Annotated in this window: 15 protein-coding genes; 1 reads left to right on the top strand and 14 read right to left on the bottom strand. The window is 63.0% G+C overall.

The window, feature by feature from the left end:
• Nucleotides 1-26 precede the first annotated feature (26 nt).
• The 14 genes from chbC to exeC all read right to left on the bottom strand — a co-directional run bounded on the left by chbC (nt 27) and on the right by exeC (nt 14042).
• Entirely contained in the window at nt 27-1388 is a 1362-nt protein-coding gene (gene chbC, locus HB860_RS01180) for a PTS N,N'-diacetylchitobiose transporter subunit IIC (RefSeq protein ID WP_247625485.1), read from the bottom strand.
• A 10-nt stretch (nt 1389-1398) separates the two neighbouring features.
• A complete protein-coding gene (locus HB860_RS01175) occupies nt 1399-1719 on the bottom strand; it encodes a PTS sugar transporter subunit IIB (RefSeq protein WP_247625484.1) in 321 nt (106 codons plus the stop codon).
• Between the two features lie 609 nt (nt 1720-2328).
• Nucleotides 2329-3087: a type II secretion system protein N gene (gene exeN, locus HB860_RS01170; RefSeq protein WP_247625483.1), complete on the bottom strand. Its 759-nt coding sequence runs from the start codon at nt 3085-3087 to the stop codon at nt 2329-2331.
• 97 nt (nt 3088-3184) lie between these two features.
• Entirely contained in the window at nt 3185-3676 is a 492-nt protein-coding gene (gene exeM, locus HB860_RS01165; RefSeq protein WP_247625482.1) for a type II secretion system protein M, read from the bottom strand.
• Nucleotides 3673-4857: a type II secretion system protein GspL gene (exeL, locus tag HB860_RS01160; RefSeq protein ID WP_247625481.1), complete on the bottom strand. Its 1185-nt coding sequence runs from the start codon at nt 4855-4857 to the stop codon at nt 3673-3675. The genes exeM and exeL overlap by 4 nt, the downstream gene beginning before the upstream one ends.
• Before the next feature lie 116 nt (nt 4858-4973).
• Nucleotides 4974-5999: a type II secretion system minor pseudopilin GspK gene (gene exeK / locus HB860_RS01155; RefSeq protein WP_247625480.1), complete on the bottom strand. Its 1026-nt coding sequence runs from the start codon at nt 5997-5999 to the stop codon at nt 4974-4976.
• Nucleotides 5989-6633, bottom strand: coding sequence for a type II secretion system minor pseudopilin GspJ (exeJ, locus tag HB860_RS01150; RefSeq protein ID WP_247625596.1), 645 nt, complete (start codon nt 6631-6633; stop codon nt 5989-5991). The genes exeK and exeJ overlap by 11 nt, the downstream gene beginning before the upstream one ends.
• 71 nt (nt 6634-6704) lie before the next feature.
• Nucleotides 6705-7118, bottom strand: a complete 414-nt coding sequence (gspI, locus tag HB860_RS01145; protein WP_275066051.1) for a type II secretion system minor pseudopilin GspI — start codon at nt 7116-7118, stop codon at nt 6705-6707.
• Nucleotides 7115-7678 (bottom strand): type II secretion system minor pseudopilin GspH, encoded by a 564-nt coding sequence (gene exeH, locus HB860_RS01140; protein WP_247625479.1) that lies wholly within the window; start codon nt 7676-7678, stop codon nt 7115-7117. Before exeH ends, gspI begins: the two co-directional genes overlap by 4 nt.
• Nucleotides 7679-7722: 44 nt before the next feature.
• On the bottom strand, nt 7723-8154 hold the full coding sequence (gene exeG / locus HB860_RS01135; RefSeq protein WP_025328342.1) for a GspG family T2SS major pseudopilin variant ExeG: 432 nt from the start codon (nt 8152-8154) through the stop codon (nt 7723-7725).
• Nucleotides 8155-8384: 230 nt separating this feature from the next.
• Complete coding sequence (exeF, locus tag HB860_RS01130; RefSeq protein WP_247625478.1) at nt 8385-9605, bottom strand: type II secretion system inner membrane protein GspF; 1221 nt, start codon at nt 9603-9605, stop codon at nt 8385-8387.
• A 1-nt stretch (nt 9606) separates the two neighbouring features.
• Nucleotides 9607-11112 carry a type II secretion system ATPase GspE gene (gene exeE, locus HB860_RS01125; RefSeq protein WP_247625477.1) on the bottom strand — a complete coding sequence of 502 codons (1506 nt, stop codon included), beginning with the start codon at nt 11110-11112 and terminating at the stop codon, nt 9607-9609.
• Complete coding sequence (gene exeD / locus HB860_RS01120; RefSeq protein WP_247625476.1) at nt 11112-13169, bottom strand: type II secretion system secretin GspD; 2058 nt, start codon at nt 13167-13169, stop codon at nt 11112-11114. Before exeD ends, exeE begins: the two co-directional genes overlap by 1 nt.
• Before the next feature lie 21 nt (nt 13170-13190).
• Nucleotides 13191-14042: a GspC family type II secretion system variant ExeC gene (gene exeC / locus HB860_RS01115; RefSeq protein ID WP_275066050.1), complete on the bottom strand. Its 852-nt coding sequence runs from the start codon at nt 14040-14042 to the stop codon at nt 13191-13193.
• Nucleotides 14043-14259: 217 nt separating this feature from the next.
• Here exeC and hslR point away from each other — a divergent pair, with 217 nt between their 5' ends.
• Entirely contained in the window at nt 14260-14658 is a 399-nt protein-coding gene (gene hslR, locus HB860_RS01110; protein ID WP_247625475.1) for a ribosome-associated heat shock protein Hsp15, read from the top strand.
• Nucleotides 14659-14737 lie beyond the last annotated feature (79 nt).

Here is a 14737-nt window from a genome sequence, read left to right as displayed (position 1 = left end):
GAGCCAGGCTCCTCCCGGGAGTGTCATCAGAATTTCAGGGCCAGCGCGATATCCTCTTCGCTCTCCTGTTCTTCCTCGATAACGGCCTGGGCCTTGTTGGCAATCAGCACGAAGGGGACATACATCAGGGTGGCTATCCCCAGGTTGAATATCGCCAGCAGGGCCGCGGCTATGCTGCCGTTGGTATTGAAGAAGGCCCCCAATCCGGCTGGCATGGTCCAGGGCGCCATGTTGGTGATGGGCGGGATAAAACCGGTGTTGTAGGCAAACAGGGTGATGGTCGCCAGCACCGGTTGCACCATCACGAAGGGGATGAGCAACACAGGGTTCATGATGACCGGCAGGCCAAACAGGATGGGCTCGTTGATCTGGAAGATGCCGGCGGGCATGCCCAGTTTGGCCACCTGACGGTAGTCATCGCGACGGGACACCATAAACACTGCGAGGATGAGGCCTAGCGTTGCACCCGTACCACCGAGGAAGATGTAGGAGTCGAGCATCGGCTTGGTCCAGACGTGGAAGGTCTTGCCGGCGGCGATGGCGGCTTCAACGGAGCCGTATTGGGTATAAAGAGCGACGTTTTCCAGGGTGAAGGGCACCAGAATGCCGTTCTCCAGTGCCGACAGCGCCAAAGAACCATGAACCCCAAAGAACCAGAGCAGCGGGGAGAAAAGCACATAGACCCAGCCGACCAGGCCACCCATGTTGGACAGGGGGGTGGAGATGGTGTCCATGATGATCTGGTGGAAGTGGGTACCCTCTGTCTGGAGTAGGTAAGCGACTATCCCCATGATGGAGAGGATGATGAAGCCGGGGATCAGCGCCGAGAAGGAGCGTGCTACTGAGGTCGGTACGCTGTCAGGCAGGCGGATCACCCAGTTGCGACGAATGACGAAGGCAAACATCTCGGCCGAGACGAGACCAATGATCATGCCGGAGATGATGTTGGCACCACCCAGCCAGTTGGCGCCGACCGCATAGGCCTCGCCGACGCTGAAGGGGGTGACCGTCATGAAGGCGGCGACCGAGAGCAGACCGGCCGAGAGGGGATCAACCTTGCGCTCCTCTGCCATGGCATGGCCGATGAAGAAGGGAGCCATCAGGGACATGATCCCCAGGGTGCCGTTGTAGACGCTGCCACCAATGCTCTTGAAACCGTCCAGGGTGGCTATGGTAGCGGGATCGAGTCGCACCCCCATGGAGTAGAAGAAGGATCCTTCCCCAAAACTCAGGAAGACGTTGTTGATCAGGACAAACATGGCCCCGGCCAGGGTCAGGGGCATCAGTTTGATGAAGCCATTCTTGATGGCGTTGACATGAGGCTGCTTACCCAGCTTGACGGCAATGGGCAATATGGCCTTTTCCAGCGATGCGATTATGGTGCTCACGGTGTTCTCCTTACTGAGTGAGGCTCTTCTTGATGGATGCGACGGCGGCCTTGAGGACCCCTAACCCATCGACCTTGCCATAGAGCAGGGAGTCGATGACTTCGACCGGCTTGCCCGGCAACAGGGTCTGGATTTCCGGCAACATGTAGGCGATTTGGGGACCCAGCAGGATCAGGTCGGCATCCTGACCTTTCTCTCCCGCCAACGTTTCCGGATAGGCATCTATCTCCACGGGCACATCATATTTCTCAGCCTGCGCCTTCATCTTCGAGACCAGCAGTGACGTCGACATCCCGGCAGAGCAAAACAGGTAAATACGCTTCTTTCCCATAACCATTTCCCTCAACACTTGAAATCAGATGAATAGATCGGCCGAGATGGTTGCCTGTCGCGCTATCAAAACAAATCAATCATCTCCAATTGACCTCATTGTACCGACCACTGTGCTCCACCTGGTATTTCGATACTTATATCAATTGTCTCGGGTTGACCCTCTGTTTTGCCATTGCTCACATTTCTGATGGGCAGGCTCAGAGGTAATGAGGTGCAAAGAGGATATCCACCTTGGTTTAATCTTTATTTTTCAGTTAGTTATTTTTTGTGTTTGGAAGTAGGCCGAAATCAGGATGGAAAAGATCAATAACGGGTGGCAGCTCACATTTCACAAGCGATGCAACCTGATTGATATTCAGCTTGGCTGGGGGGGCTTGGCCATTTTTTAAGCGTGATGCGCACTCATTGACTATTGGCTGCAGATAAATTGCTGGGTGAGGCAAGCTGTTGCCGTATTGAGCGGGTTGGTGGGGAGGGTGTACAGAGTCACTATCGGGAGGGGACGTGGCGGTAAGTGAGGGCTGAGGGAGTCAGGGTAGTGAGAAGAGAGGGCACAAAGGATGAGAAAGTCGACCCCGGAGTGGCTCCGGGGTCGGCGGGGAGGGCGTTAGATCCGGCCCTGATAGCGCAGCGGGAAGCGGCCCTGACCGTCGGGTTGACCGAGGAAGGGCAGCCCCTGCTTCATCTGATCCGGCAGCTCGGGCCCAGGCTTGAGGGTGCCCTGGAACAGATACTGGCGATTGGCCTGCAACTCCAGCTTGCCCTGCACCTGCACCGCCTCGGAGCCTTGCTTGAGCTCGGCCACCAGACGGGAGTCGAGACAGGTCAGCTTGAGCTCGGGATCCCCCAGCAGCAGCTTGCCCGCCGGGGTGTCGGCCTCGGCGCCGTACCAGTTGAGGTTGCCATAAAGCTCCTCACACCAGGGCTTGCCCTGGGCGAACTGATCGATCTTGAGTTGCAGCTGACCCGCCGTCGTCAGGGGGAAGGGCAGGCGCGTGGGCACCCGCGCCAGCACCCAGGGAGCGGGGGCGTTGAGGGTGATGTCACGACCGAAGGCAGCGCCGTTCCAGCCGATCACCCCCTGACCGTTGAGGCCGGCGCGATCGCCGAAACGCACCGACACCTCGGGCGCCAGGCGCAGCAGGGACCAGCCATCGAGATCCCAGCGCAGCTGGGTCAAGGACTCGCTGGCATATTGCAGCCGGGCAATCTGGCCGCTCCAGAGGGTGCCGCTCACCCCCTCCAGCTGCATCAGGTTGGGGGGCAGCGGCAGATGGCGCACCACCAGGGTGGCTGGCAACCTCACCAGCAGGAAACCGAGATAGGCCACCAGAAACAGGGCGGCGATCAGGACTTTTTGTTTCATAGAACAGGACTCGACTGCAAGGATCCGGCCCGGGCCAAGCCAGGAGCCAACATTGAGCGCCATGCCAAAAACCGGGCGGCGCCCATTACGCTTGGTGTCATTGGGGACGGCTCAACTGCAAGCGCCTGACCTTGACCAGGCCGGGAGCCAGCCCCTCCCGGGCCACCTCTATGATCTGCACCTGGACGCCGTACTGCTCGGAGAGGGTCGCGAGCCAGAGCAGCAGATCCTCGAACGGGACTGTGTCTATCCACACCTGCAACTCCTGCCCCTGGGGTTGCAGCCTGGCTATCTTGATCTTCTGGTTGAAGGCGGTGCGGTTCACTACCCCGTCCAGGGTGCCGCTGGTGTCGATCTGGCGGCCTTGGCCCCCCTGCATCGCCAACACCTCCTGCCCCTTCTCTTTCAACCAGGCGAGCGTCTGCTGCTGGTTGGCCACCTGCCGCTGCCGCTCGTCGATGCGATTGGCGACGGGCTGCCAGATGACCCAGTAGCAGAGCCCGATCAGCAGGGCACAACCCCCCACCGCCACCAGCCGCTGCTCGCGGGGACTGATGCCACGCCACCAGCCTTGCAGTTTGTCCATCATGATGATTTCCCCTTCAGCATCAGCGCCCCTTCCACCTTGCCCTCATGGCTTCGCACTTCACCCTGCTGCACCTCGAAGCGCTTGCCCGCCAGCTCGCGAAAACGCTCTATCTCGGTGAAACCGGGGGCGGTCACCTGCAACCTGAGCTCGCCCCTGGCCGCGTCGAAACGCATCACCTCGGGCTTGAGACCGGGCACCTCGGCAAACACAGGCGCCAGCTCGGTCAGCAGCAGCAGAACCCCACCCTGCGGGGCCTGCCCCAGGGACTTGAGGTGCTGGCTCATCTGGCTGCGGACGTTGACGATCCGGGTCTCCCCCGGGAAGATCCGAGTATAGACCTGCCGGATCTCCGCCTTGAGGGCCTTGTCCTGCTCCGTCAGTTGATAGAGCTGTACCCCGCGCTGGGCCAGGGCCACCAGCAGCAGCATTCCCGCCAGCACCGCCACCTTGCGCCACTGCTGCCAGTAACGACCGTATTCGGTCTGGGGTCGATAGGGCCCCTGCAACAGGTTCGCCTGGCAAGCGATCGCCCCTTTCGCCAGCAGCAGCATGGGCAGCTCGGGATCCGCCGCCTGCCAGTTGGCGGCCGCGATGGCGGGAGCCGGGGTATGGGCATGGATGGTGACGGGTTCGGGCTGGGCCGCCAGCAGCATGGCCAGCAGCGGCTCGTCGGCGACTATCCCCTGGGCTGGGCCCTGGCGGATCAGCCACTCGGCGCCGAGTTGCAGGGCAGACCACCCCTCGGCGGCGGGCGGCAGGGCCAGCACGTCCGGCAGCAGTTGCAGGGTCTTGAGCCCCGCCTGCTGCAGCCACGCCAGCCACGCCTGCATTTTCGCCTTGTCCACCGCCATCAGATCCACGTCCTGCCCCTGATGACCCAGCACCACCAGGTGCAGCTCGTCCACGTCGGAGGCGATCTGCTCCTCGAGCAGATAGGGCAGCGCCGCCGCGGCCTGACGGCTGTACTTGCCCGGCAGGCTGACCCGCCGGAAGATGAGATCGCTGCCGGGCACCAGGGTCACCACGGGGCGGCCACCGGCACGCTCCTGCAGCTCACCCAGGGCATGGGCCGAGGCCAGGGTGCCGGAGGCGATGATCTCCTGCTCCTGCGTCGACCACACCAGCCAGTGCACCGGCTGCTGCGCATTGGTCCCCAGACGGATGACCAGACTATCGCTCACAAATGATTCTCCTGCCATGCCCGCCAGCATCCTCGTCGATGGGCGGGGCCGCAGCCGTCGGCTGCAGTCCAGATAAGGGGCGGGACAGAGGGGGCCAGAGGCCTGCCATCTCCCTGTTATTCGGCACCGTCGTTCAGACGGCGCAGCATCACCAGCTTGTTGTCCTTGCCGCGCTGGAAGACGGTCTCCAGCCGGGCCCGCACATCACCCACCTCGGCCAGCAGACGGGCCTCGAAGAAGCTGCTCTTGATGTCCAGCGCGGCGTCCAGCCCCGTGATGCTGCCCGGCTGTACCGACAGCTCATCCGTCATCTCCTTCTTCTCCTTCCACCCCTTCTTGGGGCGGTTGGTCAGCACCCGCTTGGCGTCGTCCAGCCCTATCTTGCCCTGATAGAGCCCCACCAGCAGGGCCGCCTGCTCCGGCTTGATGGTGTTGATGTTCACCACCAGCTTGTCGTTTGGCAGGGTGCAGACATAGGGGGCGAGCCGGGCGTAGAGCTCGCTGCTCACCCCGCGCACGGCCCGCAATTCGTCCGTTCCCAGCAGCCACTGGTTCGCCACCAGGTAGGGGGGATTGAGCCCTTCGTAATAGGCATCCTCGGCCCCGTTGCTCGAGACCAGCTGGGTATTCTTGTCGGTCCAGTCGCGGATGGCGTCGGTGAGCTGCACCGCCTCGTACTCATCCACCTCCAGCGCCTCAAGCAGGGCCCGGAACGCCTTGAACTGATAGGGCTGCGCATCGAGATCATCGCCGCTCTCCCCCTCTTTCAGGGCCAGGCTCAGGCTGTTGAGGTTGAAGCAGGATTGCAGATCCCGCACCCGCCCGGACAGGGTGCCGTCGTCCACCGGGAAGACGGCATCCTGCCGTGCCCAGTTCTGACCCAGGTTGACCACATCGGGGTCATCCTTGAAGTCCTGGTTGAGCACCTTGATCACCAGCGCCTCCGCCGACATGGCATACCACCAGGCCTGCTTGCCAGCAGTGAGGTTGCTGGTCCGGCGCAGCTCCAGCTGCAACCGGCCGCTCATGTTGCTGGCGATGATCACCATCACCGACAGAATAAGCAGCACCACCAGCAGAGCCATGCCCCCTTGCCGGCCGGGTATGGTACGGAATGGGCCCCGGCGGCGCTTAATTGCCATTTTCAGCCCTCTGACCACCGGCTCCAATCAGGAACTGACGGCGAATGGTGCCGTAATCCGCCAGATCCAGTTCCACCGCCAGCCCATAGGGCAGCAGGTCGCGCTGGGTCCACTCCTCCTTCCACGCGCCCTTGTCGTAGAAGTAGAGCCGCAGGGCCGTCACCCCGGTCAGCACGGGCTGAATCCGCGGCTCGGTGCCGATCGCGGGATCCGGGTAGAGGTAGCTCAGCCGCTCCAGGGTCTGCTCCTTGAGTCGCCAGCCCACCCGCTGCAAGCCGGAGCGCGGCAGCATGCCGTCCGGATTGAGCCAGCCGCCACGGATGAAGGCCATGCCCCAGTCATCGCTCTGCTGGCCGAAGCGGGAGGCCGCCAGCAGCACCTTGTTGTTCTCGCCGTCGATGCGGCCGCTGCGCGGCACCATCTGGGTGATGTCCCGCTCCAGCAGGCTGAAGGCGCGCTGCAGCTCGGAGAGGCGAAGCTCCTTGCGCTTGGCTACCTCGTCGCTGGTGAGCACCCCCTGCAGCACCTGATAGGCCCCCATGCTGAGGCTGGCGAAGATGGCGATGGCTACCAGCATCTCAAGCAGGGTAAAGCCGGCCTGGCGGACAGCGCGCCGGCCTGAGGTCACCGACATGGGCGATGGCCCCAGCAACCTCTCAAGCAGGGTAAAGCCACGGTGGCGGGAAGGGCGGGTGTTGCTCTGGATCATCGGCTGATATAGGTCCGCATCATGGCCACCGGGCTCTCTGCCTTGGGCGCGGTGCGTACCTCCACGTCCAGGGCCTTGAAGTTGTTGTCGCTGGTGGCGACGCCACGATAGCGCCAGTACCAGGTCTGTCCGGCCATCTCCTCGTCCCCTTCCACCCAGCTGTCTCCCGGCCATTTGCCCTCGAGCTTTTGCTGCACCAGCCGGTTTTCCACCACCCAGGTCGCCAGGGTCTTCTGCTCCAGGTAGTTGAGGCCGGAGAGGTGCTCGCTGGCGGTCTTCATCACGGCAAGGCCGGCGATGGCGAACACCGCCAGCGCCACCATGACCTCCAGCAGCGTCATGCCGCGCGCCCTGGCGGGCCCGCCCGTGACGCGGTGAACTCGCTCGCCGCCTGCGCTCCTGCCCGTCACTCTTCTTCCTCTTCGTCTTCTTGCAGGAAGAGGCGACCGAACTCGTCCCCTTTCAGGGTGCGCAGGTAGCTCAGATCCTCGTCCTGCTGGCTCAGGGTCAGCACGAAGGGGGTAAGCTCCCCCCCCGGAAAGATGAAGATCTGGGGCGTGCGCTCCTTCTCGTCGCGGCCCTGCTCGCTCTTCTCGTCCGACTCGGTGCGCCAGCTGAACCCCTCCAGCTCGACGGCCAGGGTGATCCCCTCCGGCAGTTGCACCGGCCCCAGCAGCTTGTCGCCGGTCAGTGCCTGCCACTTGCGATCCTTGGGATTGCGGGACATAAACTGCCAGCCGCTCTCCTCGACTCTCAATCCCAGCAGCCGGCCATCCATCACCGAATACTCCTGCGCCTGTTGCAGGGTCGCCATCAGGCGACGCGCCTGTTTGTCCAGCTCCCTGTCCCCCCGGGCGCCCCCCATGCTGAGGACGACGGCGGTGGCCACCAGCCCCATCAACATGGCGACCAGCAAGACTTCCAGCAGAGTAAAGCCAGATTGACGACGAGCAGATGGCGCAGCCCTCATTCAGGCTGCTCCAGCAAGGCGGAGCAAACGGGGCGGCAAATCACTTACTGGAAGTCCTTCAGGTTCCAGTTGCCGATGTCGTCATCTGTCCCGGCTTCGCCGTCCAGCCCCATGCTGAAGATGTCGATCTTGCCGAACTGGCCCGGGCTCAGCAGCTGGTACTGGTTGCCCCAGGGATCCTGCGGCAGGCGCTTGATGTAGCCCCCTTCCCGGTAGCTGCGCGGCTCGGGTGACGCGGTCGGCTTGTTGACCAGGGCATCCAGACCCTGCTCTGTGGTCGGGTAGCGGTTGTTGTCCAGCTTGTACATGTCGAGGGCATTTTCCAGCGCCACTATGTCGGAGACCGCTTTCTGCTGATCCGCCTTCTCCTTGTTGCCCATCAGGTTGGGCACCACCAGGCTGGCCAGGATCCCCAGGATCACGATGACCACCATGACTTCCAGCAGGGTGAAACCCGATTGACGACGCTTTTGCATGACTGACTCCCTAACGAAATGAGATGGCATGAACCATCGACGATTGATTGTTGACCCGCGATCGTCCGATTACGCCGCCATGCGGCTAATCAAACCTGCGAGGTCGACTGGCTTTGCAGGTTCGAATAGGGTCGCGTATTCGGACATCCGAACCTCACTCACAAATTGACCATGCTGTTCAGTTCGAGCGAGTTGACCGCAGGATCGACCGACGTCACCGCACGCCAGCATCATAAATTCACCATATTGTTGAGCTCGAGGATCGGCTGCAGGATCGACATCACGATAAACAGCACCACCCCGGCCATGGAGACCACCAGCATGGGCTCGAACACCCCGAGGGCGATGTTCACCTGGGTTTCGAACTCTCTGTCCTGGTTGTCCGCCGCCCGCTCCAGCATGCTGTCGAGCTCCCCGCTCTGCTCGCCGGAGGCGATCATGTGCAGCATCATGGGCGGGAAAATCTTGGTCTCATCCAGCGCCTTGCGCAGGCTGGTCCCCTCCCTCACCCGCTCGGTGGCCTCGCCGATGCGGTGGCGGGCAAAGTCGTTGGAGAGCACCTCCCCCGAGATCTTCATTCCCTCCAGCAGCGGCACCGCGCTGGCGTTGAGAATGCTCAGGGTGCGGGCGAAACGGGCGGTGTTGAGGCCGCGGCTGACCCGGCCGATGACCGGCAGGCGCAGCACCACCTGATGCCAGTGGCGGCACCGTCCGGCATCCGTGAGCCACCAGCGCCAGACCAGGCCACCGATGAACAGCAGCAGCAGGAACCAGAGGCCGTAGTGCTGCATCAGCTCGCTGGTACCGATGAGGAAGCGGGTGGTGGCGGGCAGTTGCTGGCCCATGTGTTCGAACTGGGCCACCACCTTGGGCACCACGGCGGTGAGCAGTATGGAGATGACGCCCACGGCCACCAGGGTGAGGACTATGGGGTAGATCATCGCCTGCAGCAGCTTGGTGCGCATGTGCTGGCGCTGCTCCGTGTAGTCGGCGAGGCGGTTGAGCACCTTTTCCAGGTGACCGGACTTCTCGCCAGCCGCCACCATGGAGCGGAACAGCTGATCGAACACATGGGGGAAGGCGCCGAGCGAATCGGCCAGCGAGTAACCTTCTACCACCTTGCTGCGCACCGTGGCTACCAGGCTGCGCAGGTGGGCCTTCTCGCACTGCTCGGCCACCGCCTTGAGGGCCTCTTCTATGGTCAGCCCGGCACCCACCAGGGTCGCCAGCTGGCGGGTGATGAGGGCCAGCTCCGAGGTGGAGGCGCCGCGGCGAAACAGCACGAAGCGATTGGCCTCCCGCTTCGCCTTCTCGGTGGTCTCGTTCACCTCGAGGGGGGTCAGCCCCTGCTCGCGCAGCAGCTGGCGAACCTGACGGGCGGAGTCCCCCTCCATCACCCCGGACTTCTGTCTGCCCCTGGGGTCGAGGGCCTTGTATTCGAACGCAGCCATCTCAGTCTTCCCGGGTCACGCGCAGCACCTCTTCGAGGCTGGTCTGCCCCTGGAGCACCTTGTCGATGCCGTCGCGGCGTATGCTGGGGGTATGGCCCCGGATCAGGCGCTCGATGGCGAGTTCGCCGCTGGCGCTGTGAATCGCCTCGCGCACCGCCTCGTCGATCACCACCAGTTCGTGGATGCCGGTCCGGCCGCGATAGCCGGTGTGGTTGCACTGCTCGCAGCCCACCGGGCGCCACATCTGCTGATCCGGCGCGAGATCTATGCCCATGGCGATCCGCTCCTGCTCCGAGATGGGGTGCGGGGCACGGCAATCCGGGCAGAGGGTGCGCACCAGCCGCTGGGCCAGCACCGCCAGCAGGGACGAGGAGAGCAGGAAGGGCTCTATCCCCATGTCCCGCATCCGGGTGATGGCGCCGATGGCGGTGTTGGTGTGCAGGGTCGACATCACCAGGTGACCGGTCAGCGACGCCTGCACCGCGATCTGGGCGGTTTCGAGGTCACGGATTTCACCCACCATCACCACGTCCGGATCCTGACGCAGAATGGCGCGCAGGCCCCGGGCGAAGGTCATGTCCACCTTGGTGTTGACCTGGGTCTGGCCCACCCCTTCCAGGTCATATTCGATGGGGTCTTCGACGGTCAGGATGTTGCGATCCCGGGAGTTGATCTCGGAGAGCGCGGCATAAAGGGTGGTGGACTTGCCCGAGCCGGTCGGGCCCGTCACCAATATGATGCCGTGGGGCTTGCGGATGAGCTCGCTGATGATGTTGCGGTTGGCTAGCGTCATGCCGAGCTGCTTGAGCTCGAGGCGCACGTTGTTCTTGTCGAGCAGTCGCAGCACCACCCGCTCGCCGTAGCTGGAGGGCATGGTGGAGACCCGCACGTCGACGGCGCGGCCGCCGATGCGCAATGAGATGCGGCCATCCTGGGGCACCCGCTTCTCGGCGATGTCCATGCGGGACATGACCTTGATGCGCGACACCAGCAAGGAGGCGAGCTTGCGATGGGGACGCAGTATCTCCCGCAGCACGCCGTCGATGCGGAAGCGGATGACCAAAGCCCGCTCGAAGGTCTCGATGTGGATGTCGGAGGCCTCTTCCTTGATCGCCTCGCTCAGCATGGCGTTGATGAGACGGATGATGGGGGCGTCGTCGTCGGCGTCCAGCAGATCCTCGCTCTGGGGCAGCTCTTCGGCCAGGGCGAAGAAGTCCATCTCGTTGCCGAGATCCTCCATCAGCTGGCGCGCCTCGGAAGAGTCGCGCTGGTAGTGGGCCATCAGCAGCGTCTCGAACTCGTCATGACCCAGCTGCTCCACCGCGAAGGCGCACCCCGCCACTCGGCGCACCTCCAGCAGGGTCTGCGGCGCCACCCCCTGGCGACAGAGCAGCACGGGGGCGCCCTGACGCTCGGTCAGGATGGCCCCGAAGTTGCGGGCGAAGGCAAACGGCAGTTCCGGCAAGGGGGCCGGCAGCTCGCTGCCATCGAGCTGGTAGGCGGCCATCAGGGCTTGCTCTGCACGAAGGGTTGCCCCTGCACCTGGGTTTTGGCCCCGGTGGCGGTGGACTGCTGCTGGGCCTTCATCCGCTCGATCTGCTGCTGCACCTCGGGGGAGAGCATCACATCCTGACCATAGGCCGGCAGCACCTGACGGGGCGGCGAGGTGGCATAGCCCTCCTCGGCCGCCAGGTTCAACTGTTCCGCACGGAACAGGGTGTACTTGTTGCTGGAGACCCCGGAATAGACGTTGGCATCGCGCAATATGGTCGGCCGGATGAAGACCATCAGGTTACGCTTGGCGGTGGTGTTGGAAGTGGAGCGGAACAGGTAGCCCAGCACCGGGATATCCCCCAATATTGGCACCTTGGAGACCTGCTCCTTGGTCTGCTCGTCCATCAGGCCGCCCAGCACCACTGTCTCGCCGCTCTTCACCAGGACGGCGTTCTTGACGGTACGGGTATCGAAGGTGGGGCCCAGGTTGGCGGTACCCGTCGCCTGGGTCTGGGCCACGCTGGAGACCTCCTGCTCTATGTTGAGCAGCACCGAATCCCCTTCGTTGATCTGGGGCGTCACCACCAGCTTGGTGCCCACAGTCTTGCGCTCTATGGTGTTGAACACCTGGTCGCTGGTGGTGGAACTCTGGGAGCCGCTCTGCACCGGCACTTCCTGGCCGACATTGAAGGAGGCTTCCTTGTTGTCCATGGTGACTATGCTCGGGGTCGAGAGGATGTCGTTCTTGGTGTTGGTGGAGAGCGCCGTCACCAGCATGGCCCAGTCCCCCTTGTAGAAACCGGCCGCCATGCCGCTGAAATCACCGAGCAGGTTCTCAAGCCCGTCGGTGTTGCCGTTGTCCTTGTAATCCTTGCCCGCGATGATGGCCGGCCCTATGGGCAGACCGGTATTGGTGAACTGGGTGCCGCCGCCATTGGCGTTGCCCCACTGCACCCCGAGGTTGAGGCCGTCGCCATCCTGGATCTCGACGATGATCGCCTCCACCAGCACCTGGGCGCGGCGAATGTCGAGCTTGGCGATGACCTGCTCCAGCTCGGCCATGACGTCCGGCTGGGCGGTGATCACCAGGGCATTGGTGGTCTCGTCGGCGGAGATGGCGAGCTGGCCGCCGCCTATGCTGGCGCCACCGCCGGTGGCTGTGGTGGCCGCGCCACCCTTCTTGTCAGCGGCGATGCTGGAGCTGACCCCCTTGAGCACGTCCACCAGATCCTTGGCCTTGCCATATTTGAGGTAGAAGACCCGGGTGTTGCCCTGGCTCTGCAGGTCCCGGTCGAGCTGGCGCACCATCTGGATGATGCGGGCACGGGCCTTGGGCTCACCGCTGATCACCACGGAGTTGGTGCGCTCGTCGGCCACCACCTTGGGAGAGAGCAGCAGGGAGGCGTTGGCGCCCTGGTTGTTGCCATCCTTGTTGAGGTTGGTCACCAGCCGCACCATCTCGCCGGCGGAGGCATATTTGAGCTTGATGACGTCCATCTCCTGATCGCCTGCGCGATCCACTCGGCGCACCACCTCCACCAGACGGTTCACCACGGCGGCGCGGCCTGTGATGAGCAGCACGTTGGAGGGCTCGTAATGGACCACGTTGCCGCCACCGGCATTGTCGTTGAGCTGGCGCAGCAGGGGCGCGAGTTCACGGACCGAGACGTTGCGCACCGGCACCACCCGGGTCACCATCTCGTCACCCACGCCGGGGTTGCTGTCATCCACCACGGGGATGGCTGAGGTCTTGGCATCCTTGGAGCGCACCACCTTGAGCACGCCATTGTTCATGGGCACCACGGCGAAGCCATAGACGTCGAGCACGCTCAGGAAGAACTGGTAGTACTGATCCTCATTGAGCAGATCGTAACTGCGGACGTTGATCTTGCCGCGCACCGAGGGCTCTATGATGATGGTCTTGTTCAGGTTCTTGCCGACCGTGTTGATGAACTCTTCGATGTCGGCATTCTTGAAACTGGCGGAATACTCGGTGGCCCAGGCAGAGCCAGCCATCATCAAGGCTGCCGCCACAGTGGCCAGACGCCAGCCCTTCCCTTTATTTATCATTCTTGGTGCTACTCCAATTCATTATTCTGACAAGCCGACATAGACGTCGTAGAGCTGTCCTTGCCGCTCGACGGTGACGGTCATTTCCGTGGCGCCCGCCACTTGCTGCATCGCCTGCATGGCCTGTGCGTTGTCCCGCAGATCCAGACCATTGATGCTGACCGCCAGGTCGTTGGCGACCAGTCCGAGTTGATTGAACACTTCGGGATTGCTGCCCGGGTTGAGGCGATAGCCGACCATGCGACCATCCACCCGGACCGGAGAAATATTGAGATAATCGGTGATCTTGCCAGGATTGCTCATCAACTCGCTGCGAACGGAGGAGAGCTCGGCCCCCTGCCGCGTCACCTTGGGCAGCGGCTTGCCGTACTCTTCCCCATCCAGCATCAGGGTCTCGTCACGGCCGTCCCGGGCGATGATGACCCTGTCGGCAAACACCTGACGGATCCTGGCCTGGGTGCCGTCGATGTAATCCCCTATGCCATAGGAGTTCTGCAGGCCGTTGTGGGCGATGATGGCGATGGACTTGCTTGGTTCTGTACTGGCCAGCACCCCGTTGAGCTGGGCATTGAGCTGGGTCTTGGGGGCATCGATCAGGGCCGCCTGGGCCACCTTGTCGGCCTGCGGCTGCTGCGCCTTGCCAAACAGGGAGAGCCGGCTGAGGTTGCCGAGATCGAGGCGGGCAGGTCCGGCGCCCTGGCCCGGAGTGACCGCAGGCTGCCAGGGCGCGGGTCGGGGGGACTGGGTGAGATCGAACAGACGCCAGGTGAGCACGGCGCACTGCTGGGCCAGCAACAGCAGAAGCAGCCAGAACAGAGGCTGGCTGAAACGGGAGAGTGGCACTGACTTGCAACGAGCCAGAAGGGAGCTCAACAAGTCATCCCTGAACGGTAGCGTCATCTTTATCAAAATATTCTGGCATCCAAATCGGTTGGCTATTGTGTACGGCAATGGACCCAGAGACAACCGACCGGATGGGATGAAGCTGTGAAAATTCAGATTCCGTCACACCCCGCTTCCCCCTGTTTCTATCCCGGGCCCTGCCTCTGGTATAATCAGGCTCCCTTTTCAGCCATCCCGGAGCCGATCCATGTCGAATCCAGCACAAAGCAGCACTCAGGTCCGTCTCGACAAGTGGCTGTGGGCGGCACGCTTCTACAAGACCCGCAGCCTGGCGCGGGATCAGATCGACGGCGGCAAGGTGCACTACAACGGCCAGCGCAGCAAACCGGGCAAGGCCGTCGAGGTCGGCGCCCTCGTCCGTTTCTGGCAGGGCCAGGACGAACGGGAGGTGCGGGTGCTCGAGGTGAGCGAGCAGCGCAAAGCCGCCCCCCTGGCCCAACTGCTCTATGAAGAGACCGAGGAGAGCCTGAAGAAACGGGCCCAGAACAGCGAGGCACGCCGCTTCAACAGCCAGTTCGCCCCAAGCCCGGAGCGCCGCCCCGACAAGCAGGAGCGACGCCAGCTGCTCAAGGTCAAGCAATACTGACTCGCCCTTGTGGCCCCTTTATGACGACAGGAGCGGGAATTAGTTCCTAACCACCTGTTTAACAATGTATTTATCTTTT

It is taken from the genome of Aeromonas genomosp. paramedia (assembly GCF_023093515.1).
GTDB lineage: Bacteria > Pseudomonadota > Gammaproteobacteria > Enterobacterales > Aeromonadaceae > Aeromonas.
The sequence above is the reverse complement of the archived record's forward strand: the minus strand, read 5'-3'. Positions and strand labels throughout refer to the sequence as shown.

What these genes read in the sequence shown, in the direction of transcription:
- HB860_RS01175 (WP_247625484.1), bottom strand. Translation starts at nt 1,719, where the DNA reads ATGGGAAAGAAGCGTATTTACCTGTTTTGCTCTGCCGGGATGTCGACG.
- exeM (WP_247625482.1), bottom strand. Translation starts at nt 3,676, where the DNA reads ATGATGGACAAACTGCAAGGCTGGTGGCGTGGCATCAGTCCCCGCGAG.
- exeE (WP_247625477.1), bottom strand. Translation starts at nt 11,112, where the DNA reads ATGGCCGCCTACCAGCTCGATGGCAGCGAGCTGCCGGCCCCCTTGCCG.
- exeD (WP_247625476.1), bottom strand. Translation starts at nt 13,169, where the DNA reads ATGATAAATAAAGGGAAGGGCTGGCGTCTGGCCACTGTGGCGGCAGCC.
- exeH (WP_247625479.1), bottom strand. Translation starts at nt 7,678, where the DNA reads ATGAGGGCTGCGCCATCTGCTCGTCGTCAATCTGGCTTTACTCTGCTG.
- exeG (WP_025328342.1), bottom strand. Translation starts at nt 8,154, where the DNA reads ATGCAAAAGCGTCGTCAATCGGGTTTCACCCTGCTGGAAGTCATGGTG.
- exeJ (WP_247625596.1), bottom strand. Translation starts at nt 6,633, where the DNA reads ATGTCGGTGACCTCAGGCCGGCGCGCTGTCCGCCAGGCCGGCTTTACC.
- exeF (WP_247625478.1), bottom strand. Translation starts at nt 9,605, where the DNA reads ATGGCTGCGTTCGAATACAAGGCCCTCGACCCCAGGGGCAGACAGAAG.
- exeK (WP_247625480.1), bottom strand. Translation starts at nt 5,999, where the DNA reads ATGGCAATTAAGCGCCGCCGGGGCCCATTCCGTACCATACCCGGCCGG.
- exeN (WP_247625483.1), bottom strand. Translation starts at nt 3,087, where the DNA reads ATGAAACAAAAAGTCCTGATCGCCGCCCTGTTTCTGGTGGCCTATCTC.
- hslR (WP_247625475.1), top strand. Translation starts at nt 14,260, where the DNA reads ATGTCGAATCCAGCACAAAGCAGCACTCAGGTCCGTCTCGACAAGTGG.